This window comes from Brenneria goodwinii, from assembly GCF_002291445.1.
In the GTDB taxonomy this organism is placed as follows: Bacteria; Pseudomonadota; Gammaproteobacteria; order Enterobacterales; family Enterobacteriaceae; genus Brenneria; species Brenneria goodwinii.
In genome coordinates this window covers 3,350,521-3,368,723 of sequence record NZ_CP014137.1, presented here as the reverse complement: position 1 = coordinate 3,368,723, position 18,203 = coordinate 3,350,521, and the positions used below count along the sequence as shown (strand labels likewise).

The window sequence follows — 18,203 nt, the reverse complement described above, 5'->3', positions numbered from 1 at the left end:
TCACTTCGGCTATGCGCCACGCAACGGGACTTTCTCGAACCAAGTTTGCCAATCTGATCGATGTTAACGTTGCAACGCTCCAGAACTGGGAACAGGGTCGTAGAGATCCTACCGGGCCGGCAAAAGCCTTGCTGCGTGCTATTGAGCGGGATCCTGAACACGTTATATCGGCTCTGGCCGCTGGTCGTTAACCCTGTAATGACCAGGCCAACGGATTGCGAGATAACATTTTACTATCGGTTGTACTCAGGCATTCGCCCAGTGGCGCAGTGCTCTATCTCAATACGGAAACCTGATTATTCGCCGTCGGATGATATTAATTGCCGCATCTCGTCGGCGGAAAGTTTGGTGATTCGCTGAACACGATCGCTTTCCATTCCGCTTTGCAGTAGTTCGCGAGCGATATTCCGCGCACTGGTTTTCATACCTTGTTCAATGCCTTCTTCAAATCCGATCTGCTTCAGTTGCTGAGCGATGGTCATAAGTTCCTCCCGATCCGCTGACAGCGGCTCCGCCACTGTTTTAATAAAATCTGCTGGTCTGGATGTGTTGCCGCTTTTCACAATATAAAGCAGTAACGCTCTTTTCTGTGTCAGCGGCACTTGCCAACGCTCAAATAATAACCCGATATCCTGGGCCAGTTCCAGCATATCCCGCGTGCGGATGTGTTTCTGCACTAGAGACAGCAACGCCGCCCGTCGATGAGTCTTGATCTCCTCATCTGGAATGACAGAGAGGTCTATCAGAGGAAATGTGTGGTAGTAAATTTGTTCTGCCAATTGAGGGTTATCGAAGCTGTCCAGCCAACGCAGACTATAGGGATATGGGCTGCGTTTCCCATGATAAAATAGTAGCGGAACCACCAGCGGCAATGCTTGATGGCCTTGTGCCAGATGCTGTTGCATAGCGGCCAGACAGTAACGTAATAGGCGGAATGCCATCAGTTTTTCAGGTCGGCTTTGATGCTCTATTACACAATAGATATAACCTTTGCCAGCCTCGGTATGGAGAGAATACAGCATATCAGATACCCGAGAGCGTAACTCGTCGTCAATAAAGGACGAGGATTCTAGTTGTAAAGTGGTGAAATCGCAGCGTTCCCTAATAGATGGCGGCAGGTGTACTGATAAAAAATCCCGTGCGACATCAATATCACTCAGGAACTGTTTAAAGATTGCATCATGAGAATGCATTGGCGTCCGATCTTTATGGTTGTTGGCACACGGCAACCATAACGGATAAATCGCCAACACAAAGCGGGGAAAGAAAAATCAGGAAGCTGTCCCGCAAAAATCGCCGGGAGCGTTTTTTAACGTCACTCAGTGACGAGCGCCGTACAAACTCGCCCGCGTCCGGCGCGGGCAAGTTATTTGTCCACGCCTAATGCGCGCCGCTGCGCGATGCGCCAACCCCGGTTTGCGAGCGGACGAACTGGGAATGGAAGCGCGCGCGCTCCTGCTGCCCAGCCTCGGAGCCGTCCGTTATCGAGAACAGCCAGATACCGATAAAGGCCACCAGCATGGAGAACAACGCCGGATACTCATAGGGATAAACCGGCGTCTCATGGCCGAGGATGGTTACCCATACCGTCGGTCCCAGGATCATCAGAATGACGGCCGTCAGCAGCCCGGCCCAGCCGCCCGCCGTTGCTCCGCGCGTGGTAAGCTTTGACCAGTACATGGAAAGGATAATGATGGGGAAGTTGCAACTGGCGGCGATGGAAAAGGCCAGACCCACCATAAAGGCGATATTCTGGTTCTCAAACAGAATGCCGAGCGCGATGGCGACCAGACCCAGCACCAGTACGGTTATTTTCGAGACTTTGAGCTCATCGCGTTCGGTGGCTTTTCCTTTCTTGATCACATTGGAGTAGAGGTCATGGGAAACCGCCGAAGCCCCCGCCAGCGTTAATCCGGCCACCACCGCCAGAATGGTCGCAAAGGCGACGGCGGAGATAAAACCGAGGAAGAAGTTGCCGCCCACCGCATCCGCCAGGTGAACCGCCGCCATGTTGTTGCCGCCGATAAGCGCGCCGGAGGCATCTTTAAAGTCAGGATTCGCGCTGACCAGCAGGATAGCGCCAAAGCCGATAATAAACGTCAGGAAGTAGAAGTACCCCATAAATCCGGTGGCGAAAAATACGCTTTTCCGCGCCTCTTTGGCATCGCTGACGGTGAAGAAGCGCATCAGGATATGCGGCAGACCCGCCGTGCCGAACATCAATCCCAGGCCGAGAGAGAGCGCGGATACCGGGTCGGATACCAATCCGCCGGGGCGCATGATGTCGGCGCCTTTCGGGTGGACGGCCATCGCCTGTTGAAACAGCGTGTCGAAGCTGAAGTTGACGGATTTCATCACCATCACGGCCATGAAGGTGGCGCCGAACAGCAGCAGCACCGCTTTGATGATCTGTACCCAGGTGGTGGCCAGCATGCCGCCGAACATGACATACATCACCATCAGAATACCGACCAGAATGACGGCGATGTGGTAGTTCAGGCCGAACAGCAATTCGATCAGTTTGCCCGCGCCCACCATTTGGGCAATAAGATACAGCGCCACCACCACCAGCGAACCACAGGCCGACAGACTGCGGATCGCGCGCTGATTGAGGCGGTAAGAGGCCACGTCGGCGAAGGTGTAACGTCCCAGATTACGCAGACGCTCCGCAATCAGAAACAGGATGATGGGCCAGCCGACCAGAAAGCCGAGCGAATAGATCAGACCGTCATAGCCGGAGGTGTAAACCAGCGCCGAGATCCCCAGAAAGGATGCCGCCGACATATAGTCACCGGCGATTGCCAACCCGTTCTGGAAGCCGGTAATGCTGCCGCCGGCGGTATAATAGTCGCTGCGGGATCGGGTTCGTTTGGAGGCCCAGTAGGTGATATACAGCGTGGCGCTGACAAACAGCAGGAACATCACGATGGCCTGAATATTCAGCGGCTGACGCTGAACATCGCCGGTCAACGCGTCCGCCGCCAGGGTCAGCGAAGGTAAGGCGATCAATACGGACAGTAGCATGAAGCGTGTTTTCATTGCCCTACCTCATCCAGTAACTGTTTAGTCAGGCGATCGAATTCGCCGTTGGCGCGGTAGACGTAGATCCCCGTCAGAATGAAGGAGATCGCGATCAATCCAACGCCGACGGGAATGCCCCGGGTTATGGCCGAATCGGGGGAAATCGGCGTTCCCAGCCAGCCGGGCGCAAAGGCGATCAACAAAATAAAACCGACGTAAAGCGCCAGCATGATCAGGGAAAGGAGCGTGGCGAAGCGCTGTCGTTTATTTACCAATTCCCTGAACAGGGGGTTACTTTCAATCCGTTGATAAATGGCGTCATTCATCGTAAGTCTCCAGTAATCTGTAGGCCGGACAGCGTGGTTGCAGATTGACGCCTCCCGCTAAATTCTGATGTGAGGCGCAGCGGGAGGCGGCGCAGATTGAGTCAGAGGGTCATTGGGGCGCGGCGTGCATCGCCTGTTTTTCTTCCAGCAGTTTTTCCACCACGCCGGGATCGGCCAAGGTTGAGGTATCCCCCAGGTTACTGGTGTCGCCCGCTGCGATTTTGCGCAAAATACGGCGCATGATTTTACCGGAGCGCGTTTTCGGCAGCGAGTCGGTCCAGTGGAGGATGTCCGGCGTGGCGATCGCGCCGATTTCTTTACGTACCCAGTTGCGAACTTCCGTATACAGTTCGCTGGAAGGCTCTTCACCGTGGTTCAGCGTGATATAGGCATAAATAGCCTGGCCTTTCAGGCTGTGCGGAATGCCTACCACCGCCGCTTCGGCGATTTTAGGATGCGCAACCAGCGCGGATTCTATTTCCGCCGTGCCCAATCGGTGGCCGGAAACGTTCAACACGTCATCCACGCGCCCGGTGATCCAGTAATAGCCGTCTTCATCACGGCGAGCGCCGTCGCCGCTGAAATACATGCCTTTGAAGGTGGAAAAGTAGGTTTGTTCAAAGCGCTCATGATCGCCAAACAGGGTGCGGGCCTGACCCGGCCAGGAGTCGGTTATCACCAAATTGCCTTCGCAGACGCCGTCCTGCGGATTACCCAGGTTATCCACCAGCGCCGGCTGCACGCCAAAGAAAGGGTAAGTCGCCGAACCGGGTTTGGTCTCAATCGCGCCGGGCAGCGGAGTAATCATGAGGCCGCCGGTTTCGGTTTGCCACCAGGTATCGACGATCGGGCACTTGCCATTGCCGATTTTGTTGAAGTACCACTCCCAGGCTTCCGGATTGATCGGTTCCCCGACGGAACCCATGATTTTCAGTGAATCCCGTGAGGTTCCTTCAATGGACTTATCGCCCTCGGCCATTAAAGCGCGGATTGCCGTGGGCGCGGTGTAGAGAATATTGACCCGATGTTTATCGACAATCTGCGCCATGCGCCGGGCATCCGGCCAGTTGGGGACGCCTTCGAACATCAGCGTAACGGCGCCGCAGGCCAGCGGCCCATATAATAGATAGCTATGGCCGGTGATCCAGCCGACATCCGCGGTGCACCAGTAAATATCACCGGGGTGGTAGTCAAAGACATACTTAAAGGTTATCGCCGCGTAAACCAGGTAACCGCCGGTGGTGTGCAACACGCCTTTGGGTTTGCCGGTGGATCCCGAGGTATAAAGGATAAACAGCGGATCTTCGGCATTCATCTCTTCCGGCGGACACCGATCGTCAGATTGTTCGATCAGATCGTGCCACCAGAGATCGCGGCCGGTTACCCATTCCCCTTGTTTGCCGGTTCGTTGGTAAACAATCACATTGGCGATGCTTGTTACTGCGGGATTTTTTAACGCTTCATCGATGTTTTTCTTCAGCGGGATGATGCGTCCGGCGCGGATGCCTTCGTCGGCGGTAATCACCAGTTTGGCGCTGGAATCGATGATGCGCCCGGCGATGGCTTCCGGGGAAAAGCCGGCGAAGATCACTGAATGAATCGCGCCGATGCGGGCGCAAGCCAGCATGGCAATGGCCGCTTCCGGCACCATCGGCATATAGATGGCGACCACATCGCCTTTCTGTATTCCCTGCGATTTCAAGGCATTGGCGAAACGGCAGACGGCATGGTACAACTCGCGGTAGGTGACGGTTTTACTTTCTTCGGCATCGTCGCCTTCCCAGATTATCGCGGTTTGATCGCCGCGTTCCGCAAGATGGCGGTCCAGACAGTTGGCCGCCACGTTTAGCGTCCCGTCTTCGAACCAGCGAATGCGGATATGACCAGGATCAAATGATGTATTTTTCACTTGCTGATAGGGTTTGATCCAATCAAGAATTCCCCCCTGCTCACGCCAAAAAGATGTAGTATCATCAACCGATTGCTGATACATCCTTTTATATTGGTCGGCGTTTATCAGGGTATTTTCCGCGATGGCGGCCGGTATTGCGTGTTTATGATATTGAGTCATGTGAGCCTCCCCTTAAGCATGTTAAGGATATGTCAATAAATGGTTAACATTGTTTGGCTCGGCAGGTTTGTTTCTTTTTTGAGCGGCAGATCACGTAATATAGGAAAAGCAATAAGGCGCTACTTAAAGAATTGTTTGAATTCCTAGGGATATAAGTAAATTTTCGTGAGAGAGGGCTAGCACGGCAAGTGGTATATGCCATACTATAAAAAATTATAAGAATTATTCACTTCTTCATGACGACTACAACGATCAAATCGTCGTTATTCATAGTCTTTATCTATTGTTATCAGTAGTTTGATCGTCCTTTACGATCAAAACGCATAAAGATCTCTCTTATTCCGCCGATAGTGACAATATTGTTTAAGGTATATTTTACCCGGCACCGTTATTTAGATTTATCTGATTATCAATAGAGAAAACACATGGATAATCGGTATACATAACGGCATCGTCTTTAACGCCGTCAGATTGTCGATTAGAACGATCAGAAATAGAAGTGAACGGTTTGTAAACCAGACCGACAATTCCAATTGTTATTTTTTTGTTCAGCAGGATCCCGGTTTCCAAAAACTAAGAAATTTAGATAACTACATTATGCCGGACGTCCCGAGGGAACCGGTGGGTTGAGTGCTTATCGTTAGGTGGTTGTGGATTAAGTTTCGTCGTCAGCGCTTACCGATATCTTTTACATAGCATGAAGCAGAGGGAAATAATGAGTCTGATATTTGGCCGGAACGAGATCATAGGCATGTTGAGTCAACCTGTTCAGAATGAACGGCGGGCTGCCGCAGTCATTGATGAAACGTGCAAAGTTGTCTGCGCCAACTCTGCTTTTAATGCGCATTTCGGACTGCGTTCAGAAATGAATACGCCGATCTCTATTGATGATGTACTGCCGATTAGCGTGAGATTCGCCTATCAGGATTTTATGACTGATTCCAATGTATTAAGTACCCACGTCGTATCTGATTTGCTGTCTGATGGTTTTACGAAAAAGCGGCTCGGGACGTTATCGTTTTCTAAATTAAATGTTGAAAACCGGGTGCTTTCTCTATTGATCCTGAATCAGGAGCCGTCGGAGTCTCCCACGAACCTGGCTTCCTGAGCCTAGGGCTTTTCTTTCTCTGCGCCTGTCGCTGGCGATAGCCGGATTTAGTGAAAACCGCTTTTCCGGTAAGCGTGATGATGAAAGCGACGCCGAAGTAATCTAACGGTTGCATTAGAGCGTGATATCAATAAGTTCGATAGTATTGATATCACTTTGTGATGTAATGGTTACTTATTTTTCTAGGGAAAGGTCTTTCGGTCTGGAATGTATAATCCGGCCTTATTAATCCGCTCTCTTTTCACCAAAACATCGAGAACGTGTCTCCCCTCTGTTTTATCCTTATCAAGGTAGATACATAAGAAATACGAATTATTATTGATGGCGTTGCTTTATAAAAAATAATGAAGCGATTTGGCATACATCGGTTGACAACCTATTTTGTCGTTAATGATTAAGTATTTTTTATTTATTTTTTTATTGGTTAATTTACTTAAAATCGGCAAACCTATTCTTTTTTCGCCCGTCGATAGCGGGGCGTTTTAACAAAAAGCATTTTTTGATAAATATGTCGTACTATCGGTGATTTCTCAGTCCCGATGACGCCGCATCGCTTATGCGCTATCTCTGATTGGCGTGACAATATTCAATGATTTGAGCGAATTTTACACTTTTGGTTTCTTAATTGTTAATTTATGCCCTTGCTAAAAAAACGCAGCGATATCGCTTGTTCGTCGTTCTTTGTTACATTTCCTTTGCTCATCATAAAAAAAACAAAATGAAAACATTTTATTAACTATGAATGTTTTTCCGATATTGAACATGACGGGCTGAAAATCATGATTTTTAACGTGTGTGATTTATGCCATTCCCCCATCATCGCCGGGCTCTCGCCTAAAAATGATAATTGATTCTAATATGATGGCAGTACGGTCTCTGTCAGCGCCAACCGATTAGCGCGTCTATTTTCGACTCCTGGCGGCAAGTCCATCTTCACCGTGCGATGGGTAAAACCGTAGCAGGTTGCCGGGGGATTCCGTCGCTTCTGACGGGACGATATCCGCCGGCGAGAAAACCCGCTGGTGTTTCCGTGATAAAACGCTAAGAATAACGTTCATAACGTCGGTTCGCCGCCAGAACCGCGCCATTTGTTTATACCCTTCATCCTGAAATCTATTGGGTATCTTTGTATTTTACATTTAGCATCAGTTTTACGTATACAGGACGTCATCATGCAGTTACTGAATCTGAAACAAGCCCGTTTTTTGAGCTTTTTCTTTATTATGGGGGGCTTGTTGCTGTTGCTGCCCTTGCGTCTGTTAGCCTGTTTTATTGCCGGTTTTCTTGTTTATGAAATCGTTAATCTGCTGACGCCTTATTTTCAAAAAGTGATTAGCGGCAAACGAGCTCGCTGGATCGTGGTCGCGATTATCAGTACGTTGGTGGTGAGTTTGCTGAGCCTGCTTTTCGGCAGCCTGGTGGGGCTGCTGATGCAGGAAATGAAAGACACGGCGGCATTCAATGCCCGGATTGCTTACATCCTCAACGAAATCCAGCAGGAACTGATGGTGTATTTGCCGGGATATCTGCCGGTCAGCGTGGAAGAGCTGCAACATGAGTTTTTACAGTGGGTGCAGCAGCATATTGTTATCCTGCAGAACATGGGGAAAAGTTTTCTGCACGGTTTCGTCACCATGCTGATCGGGATGGTGCTGGGCGCGATCGTCTCTTTATACAATGTGGAAAATGACAGTGAAAAACCGATGCTGAAGGCCGAGTTACTGCGCCGGGTTGCGCTGTTGTCCGCATCATTTCGCAATATTGTGTTCGCCCAGGTGAAAATTTCTGTAGTGAATACCGTGCTGTCCGCCATTTTTATCCTCGGCGCATTTCCCTGTTTCGGCATCCATCTGCCATTCTCCAAAACGCTGGTAGTGCTGACGTTCGTTTTCGGTTTATTGCCGGTGATTGGCAATTTGATTTCCAACTCCATCGTCTTTATCTCCGCCTTATCGATCTCCTTGCCGACCGCGATCGTTGCGCTGGTGTACCTGATGCTGATTCATAAACTGGAATATTTCCTGAATGCGCAGATTGTCGGCACCAGAATCAAAGCTCATGCCTGGGAAATTCTGTTGGCGATGCTGGTGTTTGAAGCGGCGTTTGGCCTGTCCGGCGTGATCGCCGCGCCGATTTATTACGCTTACCTGAAGAGCGAGTTGAAAGAGGCGGGGCTGATTTAACGTACCGGGGTTGCGGAGGGAGCCGGCAACCTGGCATCTATCGGGGATAACTTTTCAGCGTTGACACGCGGCGGCGAATAAATAGCGCCGGGATGATAGCGGCGAAAAAGCACATCGCCACCATATAAAAGCCATCCTGATAGGCGAACATTTGCGCCTTGGGCGTCAGAACGCGCTCGATAAACGCCATCACGCCGGGATTGACGCTGGAACTGAGCGGTTCGCCAAAGGGGTTGCCCCAATGGGTGTAAAATCCACTGAGCTGACGGATGATATCCGTACTGACGGCATTATCTCTGGTCAGCGATTGCGCCAGTATCTCGCCATGAAATGTGCCGCGACGCTCAATAAAGATCGAAAGCAGGTTCACCCCTAACGCGCCGCCCAACTGACGGATAAAGTTCAGACTGCCGGCGCCCTGCGCCAGCGTTTCCGGGGGCAGGGCGCGTAACGCGCCGGCGTTCAGCGCCGGCAGCATCAGGCCGAGCCCGATACGCCCCAGCACGATCCACCAGGCCATTGTCCAGAAAGGGGTGTCGGTATCGGCCGCGCTGGAAAGCCAGCAGGACAGGCCGAATAGCGCCAATCCGATGATAATGGGAATGTACGGCACCATGCGGTCGCTGATATTGCCGGCAATCGGAAATACCAACCCCAGCGCCAGACCGGCCGGCATCAACAGCAATCCTGAACGCGTTGGGGTATATCCCTGAATCGTCTGTACAAATAAGGGGATGATGTAGGTCGAGGCATAAATGCCGGCGCCGAGCGCGAACGCCACAATACAGCCCGCGCTAAACGCCCGGTTCGAAAATACCCGCAGGCTCAGTAACGGGTGCGGGGTGATAAGCTGGTGGAAAATAAAGGCGATGCCGGTAAGCAGCGAACAGGCTAACAAGCCGATAATTAGGAACGAATCCCAGCCTTCCCGCTGGCCGTTGGATAGCCCGCTGAGTAACGTAACCAACGCGATCACCAGCAGCGTGAAGCCGATACCGTCAAACTGATGCTTCGGGGCGTCCGTTTGCCGCTGTTTGCCGGGTAGGATAAACATCGCGGCGGCGATACCCGCCAGGCAGAAGGGCACCACCACCATAAAGACGGCGCGCCAGTCCAGTTGGTCAACCATCATGCCGCCTGCCGCTGGGCCGAGCGCGGGCGCCAGCACAATGCCGACGCCGTAAATCCCCATCGCCTTGCCGCGCTGCGATGGCGGAAATACCTGGGAGATCACCACCATCGCCAAGGGTTGAATAATGCCGGACGCGCCGCCCTGCAGAATGCGGGCCAGAATGACTTCGGCGCCGTTCTGGCTAACGGCGCCCAGCACGCTGCCAATCACAAAGATCACCAGCGAACCGACAAAAGTATGACGGTAGCCAAAACGCTCCAACGCCCAGGCCGTCGCCAGCATGGTGGCGGTCATTGAGGCCAGAAACGCGGTGGAAAGCCACTGCACCTGATCCTGTCCCATGCCAAACGCGCCCATGATGTCGTGCATGGCGACATTCACGATGGTGGCGGTGGCGGTCGTGGCGATCGTACCCAGCATAATGGTGGCCGTCGCCATCCAGCGGTACGCATCGCCGAAGCGCGCCGCCTGAGCTTCAATTGGCGACATTGATATTCACTTCCGCCATTAAACCGGGTTTTAGACGCGTATCCGGCCGATCGAGGGCGATACGCACCGGCACCCGCTGGGTGATTTTGGTGAAATTGCCGGACGGGTTGGGGCTGGGCAGCAGGGCGAACTGATTGGTCGCGGCATTGCCGACGCGCATGATGTGCCCGAGAAACGTCACGCCCGGATAGGCATCCACCGTAATATCGACTTTTTGCCCCACTTGCACATGTTCGATGGCGGTCTCTTTGATATTGGCTTCAACCCACAGATTACGGGGATCGTGCACCATCATGACCCACTGTCCTTCCTGAATGTAATCGCCGACGTTACCGATCGTCCGGTCCACCACGCCATTCACCGGGGAACGTAGCGCTCTATCGGCGATTTCCTGCTTCAACTGATCCACCTGCGCCTGCAACGCAACCTGCTGCTGATGTTGCATCTCGATTTGCCGATCCAGTACCGTCAGGTTATTGCGCTGCGCCTGGGCGTTGGCGAGCGCCGCCTGCTGGGATACCCGCTGAGCTTCCGCTTCCTTCTGCTCGCTTTGGCGCTGCAGCAACAGCGCGTGAGATTCATCCCAGGTCTTTTTCGGCGTCAGGCCGGTTTTGACCAGTTGGTCGTCGCGCTTGAAGTTGTTCTGCGCCAGCGTGAGCTGATACCCCGCATTGGATAGCGCGGATTCGGCCGATGCAAGCTGCGCCCGCGCCTCTTCCAGCTCCGCTTTGGTGGTCAGATCCGTTGTTTGCCGCTGCGCCTGACTGTAGTTGACCTGTGCATCCGCGGCGGCAAGGCTGGCCTCCAGCTCCGCCAAGCGCAGCCTGGCGTCCCGGTCGTCGATCTGCGCCAGGATCTGATCTTTTTTGATCTCGTCGCCATCGATCACCGGGCGTGCGGTCAACCAGCCGCTTTCCCGGCTGGCAAGGGAGATCACTTCGCCAACGATGCGCGCATCGCTCTCGTTAATATGCGTCATACGCTGGCGCAGCCAGAGAGAGGCCCAGATCAACATCAGTATCAGGATCAATACGCCGGATAGCAGCATGATCTTGTGGCGACGGTTCAAATGATGAAATGAACGGAAAAACCCGCTGCTCATGCATCGCTCCGTTCAATAGCGGATAAGTTGGCGATAACCTGTTCCACGGCCTGATTTACCTGTGCAACCTGCTCGTCGCTGAGGCCGTTTAATGCTTTGATTCGCACTTGATTAGCGATATTTTCAACGTCTTTGACCTGTTCAACGCCCTGGGCGGTGAGGTGGATCTCCTTGATGCGGCGGTCGGTTCCTTCACGGCGTTCGATCAGTCCTTGCTTTTGCAGGCTATCCAGCAGACGGACAACCGCAGAGGCTTCAAAACCGATGGATTCCGCCAGTTCCTTTTGATTCATGGGCGTTGTCGAACGGGAGATATACAACAACGGCAGCCAGGTGGCTTGCGTCAGTCCGTAAGGCTGTAATTCTCTATCGATAACACGGCGCCACAGGCGCATGGTGTGCCCCATCAGGAGCCCAAAGCGGCGGTGGGGGGAGGATTCTGGTATAGACATAGGGGATAAATGACCAACTAGTTGATGTGTCATTAATTATCAATGCAATTAATGACGTGTCAACTAATTTTGTCGGCAAAATGCTTTAATAGCCATCCCCGCGCGAAAGAAAACGGGCATAGCCCGTTTCCTGCCGATATGGCGGATTAAGAGTGGTTGGCGTTGGATTCCGGCTCGGCGTTATCCATATCCATTTCCGGCTCAGCGCTTTCTTGCGCCGGGTTCGGGTTATCCTGGTCATTCTGAAGCGCGTTGTCTTGCTCCGGGCTATGCGGGGCTGCATCTTCCTGCTGCTGTGCTTCCGGCGTAACCGCGGGCGCATCGGCGGATTCAACCGGCGCCGCCAGAGGGGCTTGCTCTTCGTTCAGACCGTTAATTTTGGCTGGGATACCGGAACGGGCCTGAAGCGCTTTATCGAGCTCGCTTTGATTAATGCTGGCATCGGCGATCACTTTGCTGACGCTGGCGCTAATGGTAAGCGGCGCCGGCGCATCGGAGTTAAACTCCTCTACGGTACGCGACAGCGGGTGATGTACTTCCACATAACGGGAACCGTCTGGTTCCACCGTCGCTTTTATCGGCTCGTTGATAAACTGTACGCGCGTTCCCACCGGCACGTGATCGAACAGATATTTAATATCGTCCGCCCGCAAGCGCACGCAGCCGTGGCTGACGCGCAAACCGATGCCAAAATTGGCGTTGGTGCCGTGAATGGCGTACAGGCGGCCGATATACAAGGCGTAAAGCCCCATCGGGTTATCCGGCCCTGCCGGGAATACTTTGAGCAATGTCTCGCCGCGGGCGGCGTATTCGGCATGCATGGCGGCGGTCGGCGTCCAGGTCGGGCCGGCCTTCTTACGCTGCACCGAAGTGACCCAGTTAATCGGCGTATCCTTACCTAACTCACCAATACCGATAGGCAACACCACCACGGTTTTGCTGCCTTTCGGATAGTAATACAGACGCATTTCCGCGCTGTTGATCACAATGCCTTCGCGCGGCGCGTCCGGCAAAATCAGCTGATGAGGGATGAGCATGGTGCTGCCCGGCGTAGGCAGATAAGCATCAATGCCTGGGTTGGCTTCCATCATATTGCTCAGCCCCATCTGGAACTGGGCGGCAAAATGTTCCAACGGCAGCGTGCTGTCCGAAGGAACCGTGATTTCCAGATTTTCGCCTACCAGTCGGCTATTGGCCGCCGGCAGGGGGTAAACAACGGCAAAGGCGGCCTGGCTGAACGCCGCAGCAGCCACAACCAGAGTTAGGATCGCGCGAATACTCATGTTCATATCTTTATTGAGAGGTAAATGCCATACCAGAAAAAATGAATTCTGGTTTGTCCTGGGTCAATGGACCGGATGCGCATTATATGTTCAGAACGGTCTTAGAGGGAATTAACATGTGTAACTAATCACACTTTTTTTTGACAATTAGACAGGGCCGGGCGATCCGCGGCGGGAGAGCCGGATAAAGGCGATCGTTTGTGCGATCGCCTTTAACCAAGGACGGCGGACGTCAGCCAAGGCGCGTCCGCAGCCTGCGGTAAACCGGTCGGTTGGCGCCGTTATTTAAAATGACGCCCACCCTTCCTGCATCTCTCCGGTTTTTTGTTTGTGGGTATCGGCGTCGTTTCCCGCCGGCGGCAGCGCTTTGGTCGCGTTATCCCGCCAGGTTGTCGTGGCGTCAAGCTTGAATACGCTGACCATCTGCATCAGCGAGTAAGCCTGATCCTGCATCGAGCGCGCGGCCGTGGCGGATTGTTCCACCAGCGCCGCGTTCTGCTGGGTTGTGGTGTCGATCTGCCCGACGGCGATATTGATCTGATTGACGCCGTCGCTCTGTTCCCGGCTGGCCTGGGCGATTTCGCCGATAATATTGTTGACGCTTTGTACATCCGAAACCAGAGACGTCATGGTGGTGCTGGTACTTTCCACCAGCGTCATGCCGTTTTGGATTTTCTGGGCGGCGGCGGCAATCAACTCTTTGATCTCTTTTGCCGATGTCGCGCTGCGCTGCGCCAGAGAGCGTACTTCGCTGGCCACAACGGCGAAACCGCGCCCTTGTTCTCCGGCGCGCGCCGCTTCCACCGCCGCGTTCAGCGCCAGGATATTGGTTTGGAAGGCGATGCTGTCGATCACGTTGATGATGTCCGACATGCGTTGCGACGAGTCGCTGATTTCGCGCATTTCCCGCTTGACGGCGGTCATCATCTCTCCGCTTTTCTCCACCGTAAGGGAGGCGCCGGCGGATAATTCCGTCGCCTGGAACGTATTATCGGTGGTATTTCTGATGGTCGACGTAAGCTGTTCCATCGAAGCGGCGGTTTCTTCCAGTGAACTGGCCTGTTCTTCGGTGCGCGAGGAGAGATCCTGGTTGCCTGCGGCGATCTGGGTGGCCGCGGTGGTGATGGCTTCCGCGCCGCCACGCACCTGAGTGACGATTTGCTTAAGATTGGTGTTCATCTTGTGCAGAGAGGCCAGCAGTTGGCCGGTTTCGTCCCGATGAAACGTCCTGACCTGCGTAGTCAAATCGCCCTGGGCCACATTTTCCGCCACGTCTAGCGCTTCTTTCAGCGGGCGGGTCACGCTACGGGTGATTAGCCACGCGATGGCGGCGCCCAGAATAATGCTTAGCAAAATGGACGATGCCAGGAAAATCAGCACGTTGTTATAGCTCTGCGTGACGGAATCTCTGGCTTTGATCATCTTGCTGTTCTGATAGTCCACAAACTCGGCGACTTTGCTTTTATAGCGCGCCTGTACATAGCGGGTGACCGTTAGATATTCGTTGATGGCGCCGTCGCGATCGTTCGCCTTAATCATTTTTATAAATTTTTGGCTGGTGGTCAGAAATTCCCCCCGAACCTTGGTGATGTCTTCTATGATGCGCTGCGATTCGCTATCGTTCGCGACTTCTTGCAGGCCTTTTAATAATGGACCTATTTTCGAAATATATCCCTGGATAGCGGTAAAACCGGCATCTAGTTCTTCTGGCGTATTAAAAATAAACAGTTGTTCATAGATCAATAACGCATCGTTAATCGTACTGATCAGCGTATTGCCTTCTACCGTAACGGGGTAAGTATCCGAGACAATGGAATCGATCTTTTTATTAAAATCGGAAAGGTTGATTACAGCGATAGCGCCGATGGCTAACACCATAAATATAAGAAAAGAAAATCCCAATCCCAAGCGATATCCTATCCGCCAATCTGCCAGTTTCATATGTATCTCCATGAATTAAATTAACTAATTTTTTCTTAAAAAGAACTGAAATATAAAGTTATATTTTTATTACAACCGCCTGTTTATTTAGTTACATTCCTTTTTTTAAAATTAAAAAACAAATATATAAGCAATTTTATGCATGTCCTGTTTTTGGATTATGGCGACTTATCATGCATATTTAAATGAATTGCGTGATGGTTTATCGGAATGTCGTTGCCGAACTTTATTGTTTTTTTATTTGTTGAATGTAATTTAATATTTGAATGTATTTGATAGCGTGTTGTTAACCTGGTGTTTTTTATGTTCGAAATTTTATTTTTTTTGAGGAACAGAAGAATAAACGGGAATATATTGTCTTATTTCACGCATTGCCGCGGTTTTATTAATCAACGACAGAAAAATAATTCCGCATGTAGACCCTCAATAATTTGCGTCATGTGCCGCTATCACGCCCTAAGAAAGGGGATATGAAGCCGGTGTTTGGCTCCGCGATAAACCCTTTCCCCGCCGAGTGTCTTTATAAGTCAAAAAATCGTAGGTATGGGTCAAGACAAAAGTGCCGGGCCGACAACATAATCACGTTAACAACCTGCAACAGGCAGTAACGCATTTGCCCAGGCGCTGTGTTTTTTACCGCGTTGCGCGGGGTAATCAACGGTTATTAAAAGGAAATCTTCGTCATGTCCACAGAAAAAATAGGCGCACGTTTAGCGCAGGATCCTATTCAGGAAATTCAGCAATTTATCTACCGGCCATTGCTGAACAATACCGATCCGGCAGATTTCCATGACATGCTGGCGGTAAACGCGGCGCATCTGGTGATGTTGCAAGAAAATGGCCTGATGACCGACGAGCGGGCGAAATTGCTGGCTGGCGCATTGATCAACATGGCGGCGGAAGGCGTGGAAGATCCGGCAACGATCGATTCCCGCACGGAAGATGCCTATTTCGCTTTTGAACTCCGTCTGGGGCGAGCCGTCGGCGTGCATGAGGCTGGTTTTCTTCATGTCGCGCGCAGCCGCAATGATATAGGCGCCACGCTGGATCGTTTACGCGCGGCCCGCTATGCGCTGACGATTATGTCGGCGCTGAATGATGCGCGCGACGTCTGCCTGGCGCAGGCCGAACGTTACGCCGATGTCGTCATGCCGGGCTATACCCATCTCCAGCCCGCTCAGCCGATTACTTTCGGTTATCTGCTCGCCGGTTACGCCGAATCACTCAGCCGGGACTATCGGCGGCTGGCCGAATGTTATCCGCGTATCGTCCAGGGGAGTCTTGGGGTGGCCGCGCTGGCGGGCAGCAGCTTTGCCATCGATCGCAACCGTAGCGCGGCGCTGCTGGGTTTTGACGATGTCACCCGCAACGGCCTTGATACCGTGGCGTCGCGGGATTTTGCGACCGAACTGTTATATGCGGCCACCCAACTGGCGGTGACCTGGAATCGGGTCGCTCAGGATTTTCATACGTTTACCAGCGATGAATTTTCCATTATCGGTTTCCCCGACAGCGTTGCCGGCACATCCAGCATTATGCCGCAGAAGAAAAACCCCTTTGCGCTGGAGTTTTTGCGCGCTGAATCCGCGCGCATCCTCGGCGCGTTGACCGGGGCGCTGAGCGCCGTGCGCTCCACGAACTTTACGGTTTCTCTGGATGCGATCCGCGAAGGACTAACGGATGTGTGGCCGACGCTGGTCAGGGTCGCCCAGGATCTGCAACTGTTTAAGCAGGTGATCGCCACGGTGGAGCCTCGGCCGGAACTGATGCTGCGGCGCTGTTACAGTAATTTCAGTACGGCAACGGAGCTGGCGGATGAACTGGTTAAGCATCAGGGGCTTTCATTCCGTGAGGCCCACCATGTGGTTGGTCTGGTGGTCCGTTTAGCGCTGGATGCGGGTAAAAACGCCAGTGAAATCGATGCCGCGCTGCTTAACCAGGCGACGTTGTCTATTTTGGGGCATACGCTGGATGTTGATGACGCTTTCGTCGCCCGGGCGTTGGATCCCACTCAGTCGGTGTTAGGTAAGGTTTCGTTCGGCGGCACCGCGCCGGATAGCCTGCGCGTCTCTCTCGGCATGGCCCAACGGCAGCTAGCCGATGATCGTCGGCAATGGGCCGGGCTGGCGTCCGGACGCGAACGCGCCAGGGCGGAACTTGAATCGGTATTGCGTGCGTTAGCGGCTTAACCACGGACCGCCCTGGCGGTTATGCTCTGGGCGGGTTGCGTCTGGCGGTGAAGCCGCAAGCGGGTAAGACCCTAACTCTCCGGCGGCGCCGGAATGAAGGGGAAAAGACCGGGTGCCGTTTAAGTCGTGATGTACACGTCCACGTGGCTTTTCTGCAAGGCATCGCGCAGCGAATCGAGAGGTTGTTGGTCGGTAATCAGTTTGTTGACCTGGCGCCACGACGTATAGCGTGCGGGATAGGTCATGCCGAATTTGGAATGATCCGCGACGATCAGCGTCTCGCTCGCCCGGTTCGCCATTGCGCTATACACCGCGCCAAAATCAATTAGTGCGTCGCTTGGCCCTTCGGCGGAAATGCCGCTGGCGCCCAGAATGGCGTAATCCACGAAATATTGATTGAGAAAACTCACCGCCAGCGCGCCGATAACGGAACCTTCCGTCGGTTCATACTCGCCGGGAATGACGATAACCCGGATTGACGGATTAATGGATAAGACGGTCGCCACGCCGAAGGAGTGGGTGATAACGGTAATATTCTTCATATCGATAGCCATTCTGCGCGCAACGTGCAGCGTAGTGGCGCCGGAGCCAATCATAAAAATCCGGCCGGTTTTGATATGACTCATGGTTTCTTTGGCGATCCGTTCCCGTTCGGCGACAAACAGGCGGTGGCGCTCGGTCACCGAGGGTTCGCTGCTTTCGGCCCGAACCGCGCCGCCATAGGTGCGGTTTAGGTGGCCGCTGTTAGTCAGTTCATCAAGATCCCGACGAATCGTTTCCGTCGATACTTTATGGCGCTTGGCCAGTTCAGCGATACGCAGGCTGGGGGATTCATTGATTTCGGCCAGTATTTTAGCCTGGCGTAGTTGCTTGGCTTTCGACATATGATGACTACTCGGAAAAAAG

General features: G+C 52.9%; 13 protein-coding genes and 1 pseudogene. 4 read left to right on the top strand and 10 right to left on the bottom strand.

The features are described from left to right. Positions 1-8: 8 nt before the first annotated feature. Positions 9-191, top strand: a pseudogene (locus tag ACN28R_RS14945) (helix-turn-helix domain-containing protein); the annotation flags it as partial. Positions 192-296: 105 nt separating this feature from the next. On the opposite strand, the gene ACN28R_RS14940 reads toward ACN28R_RS14945, so the two are convergent. The 4 genes from ACN28R_RS14940 to acs all read right to left on the bottom strand — a co-directional run bounded on the left by ACN28R_RS14940 (position 297) and on the right by acs (position 5,418). Then, positions 297-1,193 carry an Rpn family recombination-promoting nuclease/putative transposase gene (locus ACN28R_RS14940; RefSeq protein WP_095834821.1) on the bottom strand — a complete coding sequence of 299 codons (897 nt, stop codon included), beginning with the start codon at positions 1,191-1,193 and terminating at the stop codon, positions 297-299. 187 nt (positions 1,194-1,380) lie between these two features. Then, positions 1,381-3,039 carry a cation/acetate symporter ActP gene (gene actP, locus ACN28R_RS14935; protein WP_048636161.1) on the bottom strand — a complete coding sequence of 553 codons (1,659 nt, stop codon included), beginning with the start codon at positions 3,037-3,039 and terminating at the stop codon, positions 1,381-1,383. Beyond that, positions 3,036-3,347 (bottom strand): DUF485 domain-containing protein, encoded by a 312-nt coding sequence (locus ACN28R_RS14930; RefSeq protein ID WP_048636160.1) that lies wholly within the window; start codon positions 3,345-3,347, stop codon positions 3,036-3,038. Before ACN28R_RS14930 ends, actP begins: the two co-directional genes overlap by 4 nt. A gap of 109 nt (positions 3,348-3,456) precedes the next feature. Next, positions 3,457-5,418, bottom strand: coding sequence for an acetate--CoA ligase (gene acs / locus ACN28R_RS14925; RefSeq protein ID WP_095834820.1), 1,962 nt, complete (start codon positions 5,416-5,418; stop codon positions 3,457-3,459). 715 nt (positions 5,419-6,133) lie between these two features. On the opposite strand from acs, the gene ACN28R_RS14920 reads away from it, so the two are divergent. Both ACN28R_RS14920 and ACN28R_RS14915 read left to right on the top strand, forming a co-directional pair. Further along, positions 6,134-6,526, top strand: a complete 393-nt coding sequence (locus ACN28R_RS14920; RefSeq protein WP_048636157.1) for a hypothetical protein — start codon at positions 6,134-6,136, stop codon at positions 6,524-6,526. A gap of 1,172 nt (positions 6,527-7,698) precedes the next feature. Then, positions 7,699-8,709 (top strand): AI-2E family transporter, encoded by a 1,011-nt coding sequence (locus ACN28R_RS14915; RefSeq protein ID WP_048636156.1) that lies wholly within the window; start codon positions 7,699-7,701, stop codon positions 8,707-8,709. A gap of 37 nt (positions 8,710-8,746) precedes the next feature. Here the strand turns inward: ACN28R_RS14915 and ACN28R_RS14910 are convergent, their stop codons facing one another. The 5 genes from ACN28R_RS14910 to ACN28R_RS14890 form a co-directional block, all read right to left on the bottom strand. After that, positions 8,747-10,330 (bottom strand): DHA2 family efflux MFS transporter permease subunit, encoded by a 1,584-nt coding sequence (locus ACN28R_RS14910; protein WP_095834819.1) that lies wholly within the window; start codon positions 10,328-10,330, stop codon positions 8,747-8,749. Beyond that, on the bottom strand, positions 10,317-11,432 hold the full coding sequence (locus ACN28R_RS14905) for an HlyD family secretion protein (protein WP_095834818.1): 1,116 nt from the start codon (positions 11,430-11,432) through the stop codon (positions 10,317-10,319). Before ACN28R_RS14905 ends, ACN28R_RS14910 begins: the two co-directional genes overlap by 14 nt. Continuing rightward, the gene (locus ACN28R_RS14900) at positions 11,429-11,827 is read right to left on the bottom strand and encodes a MarR family winged helix-turn-helix transcriptional regulator (RefSeq protein ID WP_231604056.1); all 399 of its coding nucleotides are present in this window, start codon (positions 11,825-11,827) and stop codon (positions 11,429-11,431) included. The genes ACN28R_RS14905 and ACN28R_RS14900 overlap by 4 nt, the downstream gene beginning before the upstream one ends. Before the next feature lie 203 nt (positions 11,828-12,030). Then, complete coding sequence (locus ACN28R_RS14895) at positions 12,031-13,173, bottom strand: L,D-transpeptidase family protein (protein ID WP_236840143.1); 1,143 nt, start codon at positions 13,171-13,173, stop codon at positions 12,031-12,033. Between the two features lie 279 nt (positions 13,174-13,452). After that, positions 13,453-15,108, bottom strand: a complete 1,656-nt coding sequence (locus ACN28R_RS14890; protein WP_095834817.1) for a methyl-accepting chemotaxis protein — start codon at positions 15,106-15,108, stop codon at positions 13,453-13,455. Positions 15,109-15,791: 683 nt separating this feature from the next. On the opposite strand from ACN28R_RS14890, the gene argH reads away from it, so the two are divergent. Continuing rightward, complete coding sequence (gene argH, locus ACN28R_RS14885; RefSeq protein WP_095834816.1) at positions 15,792-17,297, top strand: argininosuccinate lyase; 1,506 nt, start codon at positions 15,792-15,794, stop codon at positions 17,295-17,297. 119 nt (positions 17,298-17,416) lie between these two features. Here argH and ACN28R_RS14880 read toward each other — a convergent pair whose 3' ends face one another. Next, on the bottom strand, positions 17,417-18,181 hold the full coding sequence (locus ACN28R_RS14880) for a DeoR/GlpR family DNA-binding transcription regulator (protein ID WP_048636148.1): 765 nt from the start codon (positions 18,179-18,181) through the stop codon (positions 17,417-17,419). Positions 18,182-18,203: the final 22 nt, after the last annotated feature.

Coding starts and splice junctions, on each gene's coding strand:
- ACN28R_RS14940 (WP_095834821.1), bottom strand. CDS start 1,193: ATGCATTCTCATGATGCAATCTTTAAACAGTTCCTGAGTGATATTGAT.
- actP (WP_048636161.1), bottom strand. CDS start 3,039: ATGAAAACACGCTTCATGCTACTGTCCGTATTGATCGCCTTACCTTCG.
- ACN28R_RS14930 (WP_048636160.1), bottom strand. CDS start 3,347: ATGAATGACGCCATTTATCAACGGATTGAAAGTAACCCCCTGTTCAGG.
- acs (WP_095834820.1), bottom strand. CDS start 5,418: ATGACTCAATATCATAAACACGCAATACCGGCCGCCATCGCGGAAAAT.
- ACN28R_RS14920 (WP_048636157.1), top strand. CDS start 6,134: ATGAGTCTGATATTTGGCCGGAACGAGATCATAGGCATGTTGAGTCAA.
- ACN28R_RS14915 (WP_048636156.1), top strand. CDS start 7,699: ATGCAGTTACTGAATCTGAAACAAGCCCGTTTTTTGAGCTTTTTCTTT.
- ACN28R_RS14910 (WP_095834819.1), bottom strand. CDS start 10,330: ATGTCGCCAATTGAAGCTCAGGCGGCGCGCTTCGGCGATGCGTACCGC.
- ACN28R_RS14905 (WP_095834818.1), bottom strand. CDS start 11,432: ATGAGCAGCGGGTTTTTCCGTTCATTTCATCATTTGAACCGTCGCCAC.
- ACN28R_RS14900 (WP_231604056.1), bottom strand. CDS start 11,827: ATGCGCCTGTGGCGCCGTGTTATCGATAGAGAATTACAGCCTTACGGA.
- ACN28R_RS14895 (WP_236840143.1), bottom strand. CDS start 13,173: ATGAACATGAGTATTCGCGCGATCCTAACTCTGGTTGTGGCTGCTGCG.
- ACN28R_RS14890 (WP_095834817.1), bottom strand. CDS start 15,108: ATGAAACTGGCAGATTGGCGGATAGGATATCGCTTGGGATTGGGATTT.
- argH (WP_095834816.1), top strand. CDS start 15,792: ATGTCCACAGAAAAAATAGGCGCACGTTTAGCGCAGGATCCTATTCAG.
- ACN28R_RS14880 (WP_048636148.1), bottom strand. CDS start 18,181: ATGTCGAAAGCCAAGCAACTACGCCAGGCTAAAATACTGGCCGAAATC.